This window comes from Streptomyces sp. NPDC002309, assembly GCF_053593375.1.
The window spans coordinates 26565-42164 of record NZ_JBSFCI010000054.1 but is presented as its reverse complement, the minus strand read 5'-3'; the positions used below and the strand labels follow the sequence as shown (position 1 = coordinate 42164).

Genomic DNA, 15600 nt, shown 5'->3' with positions numbered 1-15600 from the left:
GCGGGCGGCCGGTGCGGGCGGCCGGTGCGGCCGGTCGGTGCGGGCGGCCGGTGCGGCCGGTCAACGGCCCGGCAGGCTGGAGCGGCGGACCACCAGCTCGGGCTGGAGCACGACCCTGCGGTGTTCGTGCCGGGGCGTGCCGTTGCGCGCCCCGGTCCCCACCTCCGTCTCCTCCAGCAGCAGTTCGGCGGCCAGCGCGCCCATCGTGACGGCCGGCTGGCGCACGGACGTGAGGGGTACGGCGGCCGCGGCGGCGAACTCGATGTCGTCGTAGCCGACCAGGGCGAGGTCGTCGGGGACGCTGACGCCGGCTGCGTAGAGCGCCTGGAGCACGCCGAGCGCGAGCAGGTCGTTGGCGCAGAAGACGGCGCTGGGGCGGTCGGCGAGGCCGAGCAGCCGGGCGCCGGCGTCCCGGCCGGCGGCGACGTCGAGCCGCTCGGTGGGCAGCTCGCGCAGCGCCCCGGGGCCGAGGCCCGCCTCGGCGAGGGCGTTGAGCGCGTGAAGGTCTCGCCCTCCTTGCCGGTGATCTGGCCCGACACCAGCGCCACCGAGGTGCGGGCCGCCAGCTCGCCGAGCTTCGCCGGGTCCCACAGCTCGAACGCCTCGACGGTGCCGTTCTTGACGTACTTGCGCATGTCGTTGGGGGTGCCGAGGCCGGTCAGCTTGACCTTGCCCTTGTACTGGGAGCCGGACAGGTACTGGGCGGCGGCCTTGATGCCGACGGTGGTCGGGGAGATGATCCCCTTCAGGTTCGGGTACTCCTGCAGCAGTCCCTGGGTCTGCTGGAAGGACGCCTGCGCGTCGTCGTTGCCGTAAGCGACCTTGACCAGCTTCATGAACTCGATCCAGGTGTTCTGGTTCGTCGCGGTCTGCGCGGCGGAGAGGATCGCGATCTCGCCCTTGTAGCCGATCTGCTCGGCGAGCAGTTGCACCTCGGTGCGGCCGAGGTCCTCGGCGGACGCCGGAGGAGAGCCGGGCCGCCAACTTCACCAACGAACTGAGGCTGGACGGCACGGTCCGCCACCTGCGCAACATCATGGGGCTGTGGCTGCTCCAGGAGTGCCTGCGGGCCTGGGGCGAGCCGGATCTCGGCGGGCTGTTGCGGGCCGCGGCGGCCGTGCCGGGGCTGCGGTCGGTGGTGGACGCCGCGGACCCGGCGTTCCTCGCGCCGGGGCGGATGCCGGAGCGGATCGCCGAGGCGTGCCGTGCCTCCGGTCAGCCGGTGCCGGGGTCACCGGCCGAGGTCACGCGCTGCGTCCTCGACTCGCTCGCCCTCGCTCACCGGCGGGCGGTCGAGGACGCCCAGCGGCTGGCCGGGCACGCCGTGAACGTCGTCCATGTGGTGTGCGGCGGGGTGCGCAACGCGCTGCTGTGCCAGCTGACCGCCGACGCCTGTGGGCTGCCGGTGGTGGCGGGCCCGACGGAGGCGGCGGCTTTCGGGAACGTGCTGGTCCAGGCGCGGGCCCACGGACTCGTCGGCGACCGGGCGGACATGCGCGGGCTGCTGGCCCGCACCCTGTCCCTCACCCACTACGCGCCACGCGGCGGCTCGGCGCCCTGGCGGGCGGCACAGGCCGGGCTCGCCGGTGCGTGAGCGAGGTCTCCCCCTGACCGCGCCGCCGCACTACCCTGCACTCATCGGATGATCTATTCCAAGGAGCCGCGATGCGTGTCGCCCTGTTCCTGACCTGTGTCAACGACACGCTCTATCCGGACACTGGTCGCGCCGTGGTGAAACTGCTGACCAGACTGGGTGTGGAGGTCGACTTCCCGATGGCCCAGACCTGCTGCGGACAGGCCCACTACAACACCGGCTACCGGCGAGAGGCGGAGCCGTTGGCCCGGCATTTCTCCGATGTATTCGGCGAGTACGAGGCGATCGTGACGCCGTCCGGGTCGTGCGGGGCGATGGTGCGGGAGCTCTATCCGCGGATGGGCGCGCGGGCCCGGGCGGAGGGGCGGGGCGGCACCCTGGCGACCGCGCTGGCGCCGGTCGTGCCGAAGACGTACGAACTCAGCGAGTTCCTGGTGGACGTGCTGGGGGTCACGGACGTCGGCGCGTACTACCCGCACCGGGTGACGTACCACCCCAGCTGCCACGGGCTGCGCGGGCTGCGGCTCGGTGACCGGCCGCGCCGGCTGCTGGAGGCGGTGAAGGGGCTGGAGCTGGCCGAGCTGCCCGGCGCGCAGGAGTGCTGCGGGTTCGGGGGCACGTTCGCGCTGAAGAACGCGGACGTCTCGGCGGCGATGGGGGCCGACAAGGTGCGCAACGCCGAGTCGACGGGCGCCGAGGTGCTGTGCGCGGCGGACAACTCCTGTCTGCTGCACATCGGCGGCACGATGACCCGGCTCGGCACGGACATGCGGCCGGTGCACCTGGCGGAGATCCTGGCGAGCACGGAGGAGGAACCGGCGCTGTGAGCGGAACCTTCGTCGGCATGCCGTCCTTCCCGGCCGCCGCGCACGAGGCGGTGCGCGATCCCGTCCTGCGCGGCAATCTGCGGCACGCCACGCACACCATCCGCGCCAAGCGGGAGAAGGCGGTCTCCGAGATCTCCGACTGGGCCGAGCTGCGCGAGGCGGGACGGCGGATCAAAGACCACACGCTCCGTCATCTCGACCACTATTTGATGCGGTTGGAGGAGGCGGTGACGGCGGCGGGCGGCACCGTCCACTGGGCCGTCGACGCCGACGAGGCCAACCGGATCGTCGCCGGCCTGGTCAAGGAGACGGGCGAGACCGAGGTCGTCAAGGTCAAGTCGATGGCCACGCAGGAGATCGGGCTCAACGAGGCGCTGGATGCGGAGGGCATCCGGGCGTACGAGACGGATCTCGCCGAGCTGATCGTGCAGTTGGGCCACGACCGGCCCTCGCACATCCTGGTCCCGGCGATCCACCGCAACCGCGGCGAGATCCGGGACATCTTCACCCGCGAGATGGCCGAGTGGGGCCGCCCGGCGCCCACCGACCTCGGCGACACGCCCGCCGAACTGGCCGAGGCCGCCCGGCTGCACCTGCGGGAGAAGTTCCTGCGCGCCAAGGTCGGCATCTCCGGCGCCAACTTCATGGTCGCCGAGACGGGCACGCTGGTGGTCGTGGAGTCCGAGGGCAACGGGCGGATGTGCCTCACCCTCCCCGAGACGCTGATCTCGGTCGTCGGCATCGAGAAACTGGTGCCGACCTGGCGGGACCTGGAGGTGTTCCTGCAGACGCTGCCGCGCTCCTCGACGGCGGAGCGTATGAACCCCTACACGAGCATGTGGACGGGCACGACGGACGGGGACGGGCCGCGCGCCTTCCATCTGGTGCTGCTCGACAACGGCCGTACCGACACCCTCGCCGACGAGGTCGGCCGTCAGGCACTGCGCTGCATCCGCTGCTCGGCGTGTCTCAACGTGTGCCCGGTCTACGAGCGGGCGGGGGGCCATGCGTACGGGTCGGTCTACCCGGGCCCGATCGGCGCCATCCTCAGCCCTCAACTGCGGGGGACGGCAAGCGAGATCGACGCGTCGCTGCCGTACGCGTCCTCACTGTGCGGGGCCTGCTACGACGTCTGTCCGGTGGCCATCGACATCCCGGAGGTGCTGGTGCATCTGCGGGAGCGGGTCGTGGCGGGCGGCCCGGTGGTCCGCGGGGGCAACAGGGTCGTGCTGAAGCCGGCGAAGGGGCACGCCGCCGAGCGGGCGGCGATGCGGGCGGCCGGCTGGGCGTTCGCCCGCCCCGGCGTCCTGCGCGCCGGCCAGCGGCTCGCCTCGCTCACCCGGCGCGTCCATCCGCGCACCCTGCCCGGTCCGGGCGGCGCGTGGACGGGGACACGGGATCTGCCGGCGGTGCCCGCGGAGCCGTTCCGGGACTGGTGGCAGCGCACGCGGGGCGGCAGCGGGAAGGACGGGGCGACATGAGCAGCAGGGACAGGATCCTGGGCAGGGTGCGGCGCGCGCTCGCGGACGTACCCCGGGACGACACACCGTACGAGCGGGCGGTGGTCCGGGACTATCTGCGCGAGCACGGCCGGCGGAGTACCGACGAGACGGTGGATCTGCTGGCCGAGAACCTGGCGGACTACCGGGCGATCGTGCACCGCACGGACGAGGAGGAACTGCCGTACCTCGTCATGCGGCTGCTGGCCGAACGGGGACCGCGGTTCGTGCTGGTGCCTCCCGGGCTGCCGCCGGCCTGGATGTCCGCCGCTGACCCCACCCGAGTGCACGACCGTGCCGTGAGCACGCCGCAGGAGCTGGACAAGGTCGACAGCGTGGTCACCGGCTGCGCGCTCGCCGTCGCCGAGACCGGCACGCTCGTCCTGGACGGCGGCCCCGACCAGGGCAGGCGCCGCATCACGCTGATCCCTGACCACCACATCTGCGTCGTCCGCGTTCCGGACCAGGTCGTGGCCTCCGTCCCGCAGGCCCTCGAACGCCTCGACCCCGCCCGTCCGCTGACCTGGATCTCCGGTCCCTCGGCGACCAGCGACATCGAGCTGGACCGGGTCGAGGGGGTGCACGGCCCGCGCACCCTGGAGGTGGTGCTGCTGGACACGCGGTAGGGCGTCGCGGTGGGCCGTTCGGCAGGTGCGGGGCGGTACGGAGGAGCGCGGTGGGGACACCACGGCTAGCGTGAGGCAATGATCCGGTTCGAGCAGGTCAGCAAGCGGTATCCGGACGGGACGACCGCGGTGGACCAGCTCTCCTTCGAGGTGGCCGAGGGCGAGCTCGTCACGCTCGTGGGCCCGTCGGGCTGCGGCAAGACGACGACCATGATGATGGTCAACCGGCTGATCGAGCCGACCTCGGGCCGGATCCTGGTGGATGGCGAGGACATCGCCGCGGTCGATCCGGTACGGCTGCGGCGCCGCATCGGCTACGTCATCCAGCAGGTCGGCCTCTTCCCGCACCGCACCGTCCTGGACAACACGGCGACCGTGCCGGCGCTGATCGGATGGAAGCGCACGAAGGCGCGGACGCGGGCGGCGGAGCTGCTCGAACTGGTGGGTCTTGACCCGAAGACGTACGGGCCGCGCTATCCGCACCAGCTGTCGGGCGGCCAGCGGCAGCGGGTCGGGGTGGCGCGGGCGCTGGCCGCCGATCCGCCGGTGCTGCTGATGGACGAGCCGTTCGGGGCGGTCGACCCGGTGGTGCGGGAGCAGTTGCAGGACGAGTTCCTGCGGATGCAGGCCGCGGTGCGCAAGACGGTGCTGATGGTGACGCACGACATCGAGGAGGCGGTGCGGCTCGGTGACCGCGTCGCCGTGTACGGGCAGGGGCGGATCGAGCAGTTCGACACTCCCGGGGCGGTGCTGGGCACCCCCGCGTCGCCGTACGTCGCCGAGTTCGTCGGCGCCGACCGGGGGCTGAAGCGGCTGTCGGTGACCGCGATCGAGCCCGGTGATCTGGAGCAGCCGCCGGTGGCGCGCCTGGACGAGCCGTCCGGCCGGGCGGCGCGGCGACTGCGGGCGGAGGGCGCCCGCTGGGCAGTGGTCCTGGACGCGCGCGGCGACCTGCACGGCTGGGTCGGGCTGGACGAACTCGGCACGAGCGCCTCCGTCGGGGACCTGGCCCACCGGATGAACGCCTGGGTCCCGGTGGGCGCCCCACTGAAACAGGCCTTCGGCGTCATGCTCCAGCACGACGCGGGCTGGGTCGCCGTGCTGCAGGGCGCCCGTTTCCTGGGCGTCCTGACCCCGGCCAAGCTCCACGAGGCCCTGCGCCGCTCGGTGGACGCGGACGCGCTGGGCGTGTCACGGGAACAGGTCGCCTTCGACTCGGTGGCGGACGCGTGAGGCCGGGGGCGGGGGTGCGGGCCGAGAGCGGCCCCCCCCCCGGAGCCGGGGCCGGTGCCCGCCGGGCTCACTTCAGCAGGCCCTTGTCCTCCAGATAGGTCCGGGCCACGTCCGTGGTCAGCCGCCGCCAGCTGTCCACCTGTTGGTTCATGGCGGCGAGGTCGGCCGTGGTGAGGACGGCGTTGAGCTTGTCGAGGGCCTTGGCGACGCCGGGGGCTCCGGCGCGGGCGCGGTTGACGACCGGGACGACGTAGTCGGCGTTCTGGAGGTGCTTGTCGTCGGCGAGCAGCACGAGGTCGAACTCGCCGAGGGTGGCGTCGGTCGTGGTGGTGAGGACCATCTGGTCGTGACCGCTCTGCACCGCCCGTTTGGCCTGCGTGGTGCCGACGCCCTTGGGGTCGACCGCGACGATGTCGATGCCGTAGACCTTGCGCAGTCCGGGGGCGCAGTAGGGCCGCTGCACGCACTCGTCGCCCGCCGCGAGGCGTACCGGCAGTCCGGACCTGCCCAGGTCGCTGAGGGTCTTGAGGTGGTGCCTGCGTGCGTAGGACGCGCTCACGGCGAAGGCGTTCTGGTCGACCGCCCGGCCGGGGTTCAGGACGGTCAGGCCGCGCGGCGTCGCCAGGGCGCGCAGCGCCTTCATGGTGGCGTCGAGGTCGGGTGAGCCGACCGGCGGTGCGTCGGGGCCGTTGGTCTTGGCGTTGAGCCAGTCGGCGAAGGTGGCCGCGTACTCGGGGACGACGTCGATCTGGCCCGATTCCAGGGCGGGTTCGTACAGCTCGCGGTTGGCGACGGTGATGAGGGACGTCCTGTAGCCGGCCTGGTCGAGCAGCAGGGCGTACATCTGGGCGAGCAGGTCGCTCTCGGTGAAGCCGGCGGAGCCCACGGTCAGATGGTGGCTGTCGCCGGGCGGCGCGGTGACCTCGTCCCGGCTCTCCAGGGAGGGGCCGGTGGCGCAGGAGGTCGCCAGGAGCAGCAGGGCGGCCGCGGGCGGCGTGCGGCGTCGCCCGGCCTTCGCCCTCCGCGGGGCGCGGCGGTTCACGGTGTGCCCCTCGCCCATGCCGGTGCGAGACGTTCGGCGATCTCGAAGAGCCCCTCGACGATCAGGGCGAACACGGCGACGAGCACCGCTCCGGCCACGACCATCGGGGTGCTGGCCAGGTTGAACCCGGCGGTGATGATCCGGCCCAGGCCGCCCCCGCCCGCCAGGGCGGCGATGGTGGCGGTCGCGACGAGCTGGACGGCGGCGATCCGGGTCCCGTTGAGGATCATCGGGGAGGCCAGCGGCAGTTCCACGCGGAGCATGACCTGGCGTCCCGTCATCCCCATCCCCCGCGCCGCCCGCACGGTGCCGCGGTCCACCTCGCGCATGCCGACGTAGGCGTTCGTCAGCAGGGGCGGTACGGCGAACAGCACCAGGGCGACGACGGTGGGGCCCTCGCTCCAGGCGCCGACGGGGGTCAGCAGCAGGAGGACCAGGACCGCGAAGGTGGGGACCGCGCGGCCCACGTTGGAGATGTTGACCGCGAGCGCCCCGCCCTTGCCGAGGTGGCCCAGCACCACCGCGACGGGCAGGGCGATCAGACAGCTGACGATCAGGCAGACTACCGTGAGCACGAGGTGCTGGAGCAGCCGCTGCCAGATGCCGTCGGCTCCCGACCAGTGCGCGGGGTCGGTGAGCCAGTCCCAGGTCTCGGCGACGACGTTCACGTCCGGGTCCTCGTCCAGGGTGTGATGAGGCGCTGGACGCCCAGCAGGAGCAGATCGGCGGCGATCGCGACGAGCACGCACAGCACGGAGGCGGTCAGCACCTGTGCCTTGAAGAACGTGTTCATGCCCGCGTAGATGAGATTGCCGAGTCCGCCGAAGCCGACGATCGCGCCGACCGTCACCAGCGAGACCGCGGAGACCGCGGCGATGCGCAGCCCGGCCATGGCGGCCGGCAGGGCGAGCGGCAGTTCGACGGTGAGCAGGAGGCGGATCGGGCCGTAGCCCATGCCGCGGGCGGCCTGCCGGGTCTCCTCGGGGACGGCCCGCAGCCCGGCGAGGATGTTGCGGACCAGCAGGGTCAGCGAGTACAGGACCAGCCCGGCGACGACGAGGGTCGCGGAGAGCCCGTACACGGGGAGCAGCAGCGAGAACATCGCCAGGGACGGGATCGTGTAGAGGATCGTCGTGACACCGAGCACGGGACCGGCCGCCCAGCCCCAGCGCCGGGCCAGCACCGCGAGCGGCAGGGCGAGCGCGAGGCCGACGAGCACCGAGACCGTCGTCAGCTGGACGTGCCGGCCCACGGCGTCCAGCAGGATCTCGCGGCGCGTGCTCAGGTAGTCGCCGCAGATCCATTCGTTGCGCGCGAGGCAGTCGTCCGGGGGCGCGGTCACCCGTCCATTGCAACGGGCGGTCCGCCGGGTCGCCTTGTTCTGGTGACCCGTCCGGGGGCGACGACGTTCGCCGTGCGGTGGCCGGGCAGGGTGCGCGGTGACCGGGCAGGGCGGGCGGTCGCCGGGCAGGGCGGGCGGTGACCGGGCAGGGCGGGCGGTGACCGGGCAGGGCGGGCGATCGCCGGGCAGGGCGGGCGGTCGCTCCGGGGGGCGCCTGCCGTCGTGCCGCGCGCCCGCTACCTCACGCCCGCCGCGTCCAGCAGCGCGCCCGCCGTCGCCGTCGTCAGTCCGTCGCCGAGAGTCTCCACGCGGGCTCCGGCACGGGCGCTGGCGCCGTCGAAGACCAGGAGCAGTTGCCGGGCGAGCAGGTCGGGGTCGTGGGCGCCGCCGCTCTCGGCCTGGGTCCGGAAGAAACCCTTCAGCCGCTCCTTGGCCGTGCGGGCGACGACACTCGCGGGGTGCTCGGGGTCCTTCAGCTCGACCAGCGCCGCGAGGTACGGGCAGCCGTGGAAGTCCGCGTCGGCGGACGCCTTCTCCAGCACTTCGAAGACGCGAAGGACCCGCTCTCGCGGCGGCCTGCCGTCCTCGTCGACCGGCGTGAGCTGCTCCTCGTAGCGCGGGAGCCGGCGCTCCAGGCTCGCGGCCAGCATCTCGTCCTTGCTGTCGAAGAGCTGGTACATCGACCGCTTCGACACCCCGGCGGCCCGGCACAGCGCCTCGACGCCGATGGAAACGCCGTCGCGGTAGAACAGCCGCGCCGCGGCGTCCAGCAGCCGGTCGCGGGGGGACGCGTTGTCTGTCGTGGCCATACCGCGAGGTTACCGCGCGGACGCGACGGTGGAAACCGATCGGTATACCGCGACCCGGCCACCCTGGGCAAGGGGTGACAGGAGCACTGAACAAGCGCTTAGATAGGAGCCGATCCCGTCCGCCGCCACCGCCGGAGGCCCGGTTGTTCACTTCCGTCGACGATGTCTCCGCACGCCTCGCCGAGACCGGCTACCTGGCGTCGCCCGCCGTCGCCACCACCGTCTTCCTGGCCGACCGCCTCGGCAAGCCGCTCCTGGTGGAGGGCCCGGCGGGCGTCGGCAAGACGGAGCTCGCGAAGGCCGTCGCCCAGGTCGCCGGGGCGCGGCTGGTACGGCTCCAGTGCTACGAGGGCGTGGACGAGTCCCGGGCGCTGTACGAGTGGAACCACGCCAAGCAGCTGCTGCGCATCAGCGCGGGCCGCGGCGAGACGTGGGACGAGGCGCGCACCGACATCTTCAGCGAGGAGTTCCTGCTCCCGCGGCCCCTGCTGACCGCCATCCGAGGTGACGAGCCCAAGGTGCTGCTCATCGACGAGACCGACAAGGCGGACGTCGAGGTCGAGGGACTGCTGCTGGAGGTGCTGAGCGACTTCCAGGTCACCGTCCCCGAGCTGGGCACGGTCACCGCCACCCGCCGCCCCTTCGTCGTGCTCACCTCGAACGCCACCCGTGAGCTGTCCGAGGCGCTGCGCCGCCGCTGCCTGTTCCTGCACATCGGGTTCCCGGACGAGGAACTGGAGCGCCGGATCGTCCGGCTGAAGGTGCCCGGGATCGGCGCGGCGCTGACCGAGTCGGTCGTCCGGGTGGTCGGCGCGCTGCGGGCGATGGACCTGCGCAAGGCGCCGTCGGTCGCCGAGACCGTCGACTGGGCCCGCACCCTGCTGACGCTGGGTGCCGGCACGCTGGACGAGGACGTCGTGCGCGACACCCTGGGCGTGCTCCTCAAGCACCAGGACGACGTGCTGAAGGCCGCGGCCAAGCTGGAACTGGACGCCGTATGACCTCCGACGTCGCCTCCCGGCTCACGGACCTGGTGGCCGCGCTGCGCGCGCACGGCGTCCGCGTCGGCACCGGCGAGACCGTGGACGCGGCACGGGCCGTGGCGGAGCTGGGGCTCGCCGACCGGGAACTGCTGCGCGAGGGACTCGCCGCGACGCTGCTGCACACCACGGGCCAACGACCGGTGTTCGACCCGGTCTTCGACCTGTACTTCCCGCGCGGGGTGGGTGCCCCGGACGGCGCGGCGGCGGACCGCGACGAGCTGCGCGACCGGCTCGCCGCGGCGCTCGCCGCCGACGACAGCGCGCTGCTGGGCCGGCTGGCGATCGAGGCCGTCGACGGCTTCGGCGGGTACGGGAGTTCACCGGGCTCGGACGGCTGGTCGGCGTACCAGGCACTGGACCGGATCCGCCCGCAGACGCTCCTCGCGCGGGTCCGCGCCGACGTGCGCGGGCGTCCCGGCGAGCCGGGGTTCGCGGACCGGCTGCTCGACGACGAGATCCGGCGGCGCGTCGACGCCTTCCGCGCCCTGGTGGCGGCGGAGGCGCGGCGCCGGGTGGCCGAGCGGCGCGGCCGGGACGAGATCGCGCGCCGCGCGGTGGCACCCACCGCCGACCGGGTCGACTTCCTGAACGCCGGCAAGGACCGGCTGGCCGAGCTGCGCCGGACCGTGCGGCCGCTGGCCCGCAAGCTCGCCACCCGGCTGGCCGCACGGCGGCGGCGTGCCGCGCGGGGCAGCATCGACCTGCGGCGCACCCTGCGCGGCTCGCTGTCCACGGGCGGGGTGCCGATGCGGCCCGTCCTGCGCAGACGGCGTCCGGTCCGGCCCGAACTGGTGCTGCTGTGCGACGTGTCGGGCTCGGTGGCCGGATTCTCGGACTTCACGATGCTGCTGGTGCAGGCGCTGCACGACCAGTTCAGCAAGCTGCGCGTGTTCGCGTTCGTCAACCGGATCGACGAGGTGACCGGGCTGCTGGAGCACGGTGCCGCCGACTCCGGCGGCCTGAGCGCGCGCATCCGCGCCGAGGCGACACTCACCGGCTGGCACGACAGCAGCGACTACGGCGTCGCGCTCGGCGAGTTCGCCGAGCGGTACGGCGACGCGGTCGGCCCGCGCACCACGGTGCTCGTCCTCGGCGACGCCCGGACGAACATGAGCGACCCGAACCTGGCGGCGCTGCGGCGGATCGACGGGCGGGCCCGCCGCCTCTACTGGCTGAACCCCGAGCCGCGGTCCCAGTGGGGTACCGGCGACTCCGCCGCGCCCGAGTACGCCGGTCTCGTCGCGATGCACGAGTGCCGCAACGCCCGGCAGCTCGGCGCGCTGGTCGCGCGCCTGCTGCCGGTCTGATCAGGCGGAGAGCTGCGGGTAGAGCGCCGCGAGGTCGGCCGACAGACCCGCCTTGACCTGCCGTGAGACGTCGTCGGCGAGCACCTCGAAAGCGCCGGACTCGATGCCGTCGAGGGCCTGCGCCGCGACGCTTGCGGGCGTGGACTTGGGCGCGTCGACCTGCGCCGTCATGTCGGTGTCGACGTAGCCGACGTGCAGGCCGGTGACCTCGATGCCGCGCGGCCTGAGGTCAAGGCGCAGGGAGTTGGTCTGCGACCAGAAGGCGGCCTTGGAGGCGCTGTAGGAGCCTGCGACGCCGATCCACGACAGCACCGAGTGGACGTTGAGGATGTGGCCGCCACCGTTGCGCTCCAGGACCGGGACGAAGGCGCGGGTGACGAGGAGCGGTCCGTAGAAGTTGGTCTCGAACTCGCGGCGCACGTCCTCCACCGGCGAGTCGAGGAAGTTCGCACTCACCGCGGCGCCCGCGTTGTTGATCAGGACCGTGACGTCCTGCGCCTGCGCGACGGCGGCCGCGACGGAGGCGGGATCGCTCACCTCCAGCGCGAGCGGCACGGCGTCGGGGTGCGTGACCGTACGGGGATCGCGGGCGGTCGCGTAGACCTTCTTCGCGCCGCGCTCGTACAGCGCCGCGACCAGCGCCTTGCCGATGCCGCGGCTGCCGCCGGTGACGAGGGCGACGGAGCCTTCGAGGGTGGTCATGGGTCTGTCCTAACTGTCTCGGCGCCGGGGAGGCCGGGAAAACGGGGAGTACGGGAAGACAGGGAGTACGGGGCGGAGAACGCCCGCGCGGAAACCGATCGGTTTCCACTCATCTCCGCCGAGAGTAAACCGATCGGTTTCCCGAGGCAAGTCGGGGCCCGACCCGGAGGTGATTCGGGGTTCGGCCCTGATGTGCGCGGCACCGCTCGTTCCCTACGCTCTTCACGACGCAGGGGCGCCGGAGAGGCGACGGAGGGGGGCACATGAAGGCAGTCGTCCAGGACCGCTACGGCGGGTGGGACACGCTGGAGTTCCGGGAGGTCGAGCAACCGGTGCCCGCGCCCGGGGAGGTGCTGGTGCGGGTGCGCGCGGCCTCCGTGAACGCCTACGACTGGCACTGCATGCGCGGCGATCCGAAGATCGCCCGCGCGGCGTTCGGGCTGCGCAGACCGAAGGCGGCCGTACGGGGCCGGGACTTCGCCGGTGTGGTCGAGGCCGTGGGCGGCGGGGTCGAGGCGCTGAAGCCGGGCGACGAGGTGTACGGCGAGGCCGACGGGGCGTTCGCGGAGTTCGTCCGCGTCGCGGACGGCGCGGTGGACCGCAAACCGGCCCGGCTGACCTTCGAGCAGGCCGCCGCGATGCCGCTGGCCGCCAACACCGCGCTCATCGGTCTGCGCGACGTGGCCGGGGTGCGCGCGGGCCGGACGGTGCTCGTCAACGGCGCGTCGGGCGGCGTGGGCACGTTCGCCGTGCAGATCGCCAAGGCGTACGGCGCGCGGGTCACGGGCGTGTGCAGCACGCGGAACGCGGAGCTGGTCCGCTCGCTCGGCGCGGACCACGTCGTCGACTACACACGGGAGGACTTCACCCGCGCGGGCCGGCGGTACGACGTCGTGCTGGACCTGGTGGGCAACCGGTCCCTCGGCGACCTCCGGCGCGCGCTGACGCCGGACGGAACCCTCGTCCTGTCGGGCGGCGGCTTCTACGAGGGCGGCAGCCTCCTCGGCCCGATGGTGCTCTTCCTCAAGCGGCGCATGCTGGCGCCCTTCGTCGGCCAGCGGCTGCTCGAACTCCCGGCGAGGGCGAGCAAGGAGAACCTCGCGGCCCTGCGGGACCTCGTCGAGTCGGGGAAGGTCACACCGGCCGTGGAGCGCATCTATCCGCTGAGCGAGGCGGCGCGGGCGATACGGCACCTGGAGGAGGAACACGCCCGGGCGAAGATTGTCGTCGTGGTGTGAGAGCCGACGTGGTGTGAGGGCCGGAGCGTGGCGGGCGCACGGAGCGGTCCCCGTACGCCCCTCGCCGCCCCTACTCGCTCTTGGCGTACTCCCGAGCCATGGAGCCCGCGAAGTCGTAGAGGATGACCTGCTCGTCCCCCACGACCCAGGCGTCGTGCCCGGGCGTGCACACGAAGACGTCACCGGGGCCGACCTCCTGCTCGGCGCCGTCGTCCATGCGCAGCCGCATCCTGCCCTGAAGGACATAGCCGTTGTGGTGGATCTGGCAGGTGTCGGTGCCCGCGAGGGGCGCGACGGACTCCGTCCAGTGCCAGCCCGGCTCGAAGGTGGCCACCGCGAAGTCCAGCCCGGAGAGGTGGACCGCTTCGAGGTGGCCGCGCGGGAAGTCGCGCCGCTCGTCCGGTTTGTCGATCGTCTTCACCTCTAGCATGACCGCTCCTCCTTCTTTCCGGCTTTCCGGCCGGGAGAGCCGGGGGCCGTGCCGCCCGCTCCGGGAGTTCGCGCGCGGCAACGGTGACGGCCGAGCCCTCCTTCTCATCGTCCGCCCGCCCCGCACCGGCCCGCCACCCGGCGCTCAGCCGGCGCCCGCGCAGAGGCGGGCGAAGCGGTCGGCGTCGATGTTGCCGCCGGAGATGATGACGCCGGTCCGGCGCGGCAGGCGCTCCACGCGGCCGGAGAGCAGGGCGGCCAGCGGGGTGGCACCACTGGGTTCGACGACGATCTTCAGCCGCTCGAAGGCGAACCGCATCGCGGCCCGGATCTCGTCGTCCGAGACCAGCGTGATGCCGTCGACGAGCCGCTGGTTGATCGAGAAGGTCAGCTCGCCCGGTGTCTGCAACGCCTGTCCGTCCGCGATGGTGCGCGGCACGGGGACGCTGACACGCCGGCCCGCCTCCAGCGACCGCTTGGTGTCGTCGCCGGCCTCCGGTTCGACGCCGATCACCCGGACACCGGGGTGCAGCCCCTTGGCCGCGGTGGCACTGCCCGCGATCAGCCCGCCGCCTCCGACCGGAACGATCAGCGCATCCAACTCCCCGGCCTCCTCCAGGAGTTCGAGCGCGGCGGTGCCCTGCCCGGCGATCACGTGCGGATGCTCGTACGGCGGCACGACGGTCAGGCCCCGCTCCGCCGCCAGGGCCTCGGCGAGGGCGACCCGGTCGCCCGTGTAGCGGTCGTACGTGACGATCTCGGCGCCGTACCCCTCTGCGGCGGCCCGCTTCGAGGCGGGGGCGTCCTCGGGCATCACGATCACCGCGGTGGTGCCCAGCTCACGGGCGGCGAGGGCGACGGCCTGTGCGTGGTTGCCGGAGGAGTACGTGGCGATGCCGCGAGCCAATCGCCCGGGTGTGAGCCGCGAGGCGGTGTTGTAGGCGCCGCGGAACTTGAAGGCGCCGACCCGCTGGAAGTTCTCGCACTTCAGGAGTACTTCGGAGCCGACCAGGGCGTCGAGGGTGCGGGAGCGCAGAACGGGCGTGCGATGGGCGACGCCCTTCAGCCGTACGGCGGCGTCCCGGACGTCGTCGAGGGTGACGGGCGGGGTGGAGGTCGTCACGGGCGGGCTCCTTCGGACACAGGGTCGGTCGTGGCGCGGGCCTGGGAGAGGTAGCTGTAGGCGGAGGCACGGGAGATGCCGAGGCGCGTGGCGACGTGCTCGATCGCGCGGCGGACCGCGAACACACCGCGCTCGTCCAGGCTGCGGAAGAGTTCGAGGCGCTCGGCGCGGGCGAGACCGGCCCAGCTGTGGTGCTGCCGCAGCCGGTGGGCGTCGAGGATGGCGTCGACCACGGAGTCGATGTCGTTCCCGAAGGCGGTGACCGGCGCCCGGGCCGTCGCGGAGGTCCCGGCGAGCGCGCCCAGCAGCGCCTGGGCCTGCTGGACCGCTCCCGCGTCGAGGTTGACGCACAGGGCGCCGAACACCGCGCCCGAGGAGTCGCGCAGCACCATCGTGGACGACTTGAGAAGGTGTCCGGTGCCGGTGCGGGTGACGTAGTTCAGCTCGTCGCGGGCCTCGTCGCCGCGGGCGAGCACGCGCATCCCGATCTCGCTCATCGCCCCGCCCACCGCGCGGCCGGTCACCGAACCGGCGACGGCGACCACGGACTTCTCGGGCCGCCGGTAGTCGTGCAGCACCACCTCGCACACCGGCCCGAAGGTCGCGGCGATGCCGTCGGCGACCGGGACCAGCGCGGCCAGGATCGCGTTCCGTTCGGCATCCAGGTCGGGCTCGGGCATCGGCCGCCTCTTTGGACTCAAATTCCAGTAACTTGGACTGGAAGTCTAGAACACCGGGGCACGAGACGACCAGGCCCCGCGTGACCCCCTCCACGGACAGGATGAC

The 15600-nt window shown here is 73.0% G+C and carries 15 protein-coding genes and 3 pseudogenes; 8 read left to right on the top strand and 10 right to left on the bottom strand.

The genetic code is table 11. The annotated features are described in order from the left end of the window. Positions 1-60: 60 nt before the first annotated feature. Together ACWCPM_RS31440 and ACWCPM_RS31435 are read right to left on the bottom strand one after the other, a co-directional pair. A pseudogene (locus tag ACWCPM_RS31440) lies at positions 61-498 on the bottom strand (substrate-binding domain-containing protein); the annotation flags it as partial. 2 nt (positions 499-500) lie between these two features. Then, a pseudogene (locus tag ACWCPM_RS31435) lies at positions 501-962 on the bottom strand (substrate-binding domain-containing protein); the annotation flags it as partial. Between the two features lie 2 nt (positions 963-964). Here ACWCPM_RS31435 and ACWCPM_RS31430 point away from each other — a divergent pair. The 5 genes and pseudogenes from ACWCPM_RS31430 to ACWCPM_RS31410 form a co-directional block, all read left to right on the top strand. Beyond that, positions 965-1594 (top strand): annotated as a pseudogene (locus ACWCPM_RS31430) (FGGY-family carbohydrate kinase); the annotation flags it as partial. 71 nt (positions 1595-1665) lie between these two features. After that, entirely contained in the window at positions 1666-2421 is a 756-nt protein-coding gene (locus ACWCPM_RS31425; RefSeq protein ID WP_450979659.1) for a (Fe-S)-binding protein, read from the top strand. Continuing rightward, on the top strand, positions 2418-3902 hold the full coding sequence (locus ACWCPM_RS31420) for a LutB/LldF family L-lactate oxidation iron-sulfur protein (RefSeq protein ID WP_450979658.1): 1485 nt from the start codon (positions 2418-2420) through the stop codon (positions 3900-3902). Before ACWCPM_RS31425 ends, ACWCPM_RS31420 begins: the two co-directional genes overlap by 4 nt. Then, positions 3899-4546, top strand: coding sequence for a LutC/YkgG family protein (locus ACWCPM_RS31415; RefSeq protein ID WP_450979657.1), 648 nt, complete (start codon positions 3899-3901; stop codon positions 4544-4546). Before ACWCPM_RS31420 ends, ACWCPM_RS31415 begins: the two co-directional genes overlap by 4 nt. Before the next feature lie 78 nt (positions 4547-4624). After that, complete coding sequence (locus ACWCPM_RS31410) at positions 4625-5779, top strand: ABC transporter ATP-binding protein (RefSeq protein WP_450979656.1); 1155 nt, start codon at positions 4625-4627, stop codon at positions 5777-5779. Between the two features lie 67 nt (positions 5780-5846). On the opposite strand, the gene ACWCPM_RS31405 is transcribed toward ACWCPM_RS31410, so the two are convergent. The 4 genes from ACWCPM_RS31405 to ACWCPM_RS31390 form a co-directional block, all read right to left on the bottom strand. Then, positions 5847-6839, bottom strand: coding sequence for an ABC transporter substrate-binding protein (locus ACWCPM_RS31405; protein ID WP_450979655.1), 993 nt, complete (start codon positions 6837-6839; stop codon positions 5847-5849). Then, positions 6818-7489, bottom strand: a complete 672-nt coding sequence (locus tag ACWCPM_RS31400) for an ABC transporter permease (protein WP_450979654.1) — start codon at positions 7487-7489, stop codon at positions 6818-6820. Before ACWCPM_RS31400 ends, ACWCPM_RS31405 begins: the two co-directional genes overlap by 22 nt. Beyond that, the gene (locus tag ACWCPM_RS31395) at positions 7486-8163 is read right to left on the bottom strand and encodes an ABC transporter permease (protein WP_450979653.1); all 678 of its coding nucleotides are present in this window, start codon (positions 8161-8163) and stop codon (positions 7486-7488) included. Before ACWCPM_RS31395 ends, ACWCPM_RS31400 begins: the two co-directional genes overlap by 4 nt. A gap of 236 nt (positions 8164-8399) precedes the next feature. Beyond that, on the bottom strand, positions 8400-8972 hold the full coding sequence (locus ACWCPM_RS31390) for a TetR/AcrR family transcriptional regulator (protein WP_450979652.1): 573 nt from the start codon (positions 8970-8972) through the stop codon (positions 8400-8402). A gap of 143 nt (positions 8973-9115) precedes the next feature. Between ACWCPM_RS31390 and ACWCPM_RS31385 the strand changes: the two genes are divergently transcribed. Together ACWCPM_RS31385 and ACWCPM_RS31380 are read left to right on the top strand one after the other, a co-directional pair. Beyond that, positions 9116-9973: an AAA family ATPase gene (locus tag ACWCPM_RS31385; RefSeq protein WP_450979651.1), complete on the top strand. Its 858-nt coding sequence runs from the start codon at positions 9116-9118 to the stop codon at positions 9971-9973. Next, on the top strand, positions 9970-11322 hold the full coding sequence (locus tag ACWCPM_RS31380) for a VWA domain-containing protein (RefSeq protein WP_450979650.1): 1353 nt from the start codon (positions 9970-9972) through the stop codon (positions 11320-11322). Before ACWCPM_RS31385 ends, ACWCPM_RS31380 begins: the two co-directional genes overlap by 4 nt. On the opposite strand, the gene ACWCPM_RS31375 is transcribed toward ACWCPM_RS31380, so the two are convergent. Next, the gene (locus ACWCPM_RS31375) at positions 11323-12024 is read right to left on the bottom strand and encodes an SDR family oxidoreductase (RefSeq protein ID WP_450979649.1); all 702 of its coding nucleotides are present in this window, start codon (positions 12022-12024) and stop codon (positions 11323-11325) included. Positions 12025-12287: 263 nt separating this feature from the next. Here ACWCPM_RS31375 and ACWCPM_RS31370 point away from each other — a divergent pair, with 263 nt between their 5' ends. Further along, a complete protein-coding gene (locus ACWCPM_RS31370; RefSeq protein WP_450979648.1) occupies positions 12288-13262 on the top strand; it encodes an NAD(P)-dependent alcohol dehydrogenase in 975 nt (324 codons plus the stop codon). 70 nt (positions 13263-13332) lie between these two features. Here the strand turns inward: ACWCPM_RS31370 and ACWCPM_RS31365 are convergent, their stop codons facing one another. From ACWCPM_RS31365 to ACWCPM_RS31355, 3 genes are all read right to left on the bottom strand, one after another. Further along, on the bottom strand, positions 13333-13692 hold the full coding sequence (locus ACWCPM_RS31365; protein ID WP_450979647.1) for a cupin domain-containing protein: 360 nt from the start codon (positions 13690-13692) through the stop codon (positions 13333-13335). Between the two features lie 144 nt (positions 13693-13836). Then, positions 13837-14814: a pyridoxal-phosphate dependent enzyme gene (locus ACWCPM_RS31360; RefSeq protein ID WP_450979646.1), complete on the bottom strand. Its 978-nt coding sequence runs from the start codon at positions 14812-14814 to the stop codon at positions 13837-13839. Beyond that, a complete protein-coding gene (locus ACWCPM_RS31355) occupies positions 14811-15494 on the bottom strand; it encodes a helix-turn-helix transcriptional regulator (RefSeq protein ID WP_450979645.1) in 684 nt (227 codons plus the stop codon). Before ACWCPM_RS31355 ends, ACWCPM_RS31360 begins: the two co-directional genes overlap by 4 nt. Positions 15495-15600: the final 106 nt, after the last annotated feature.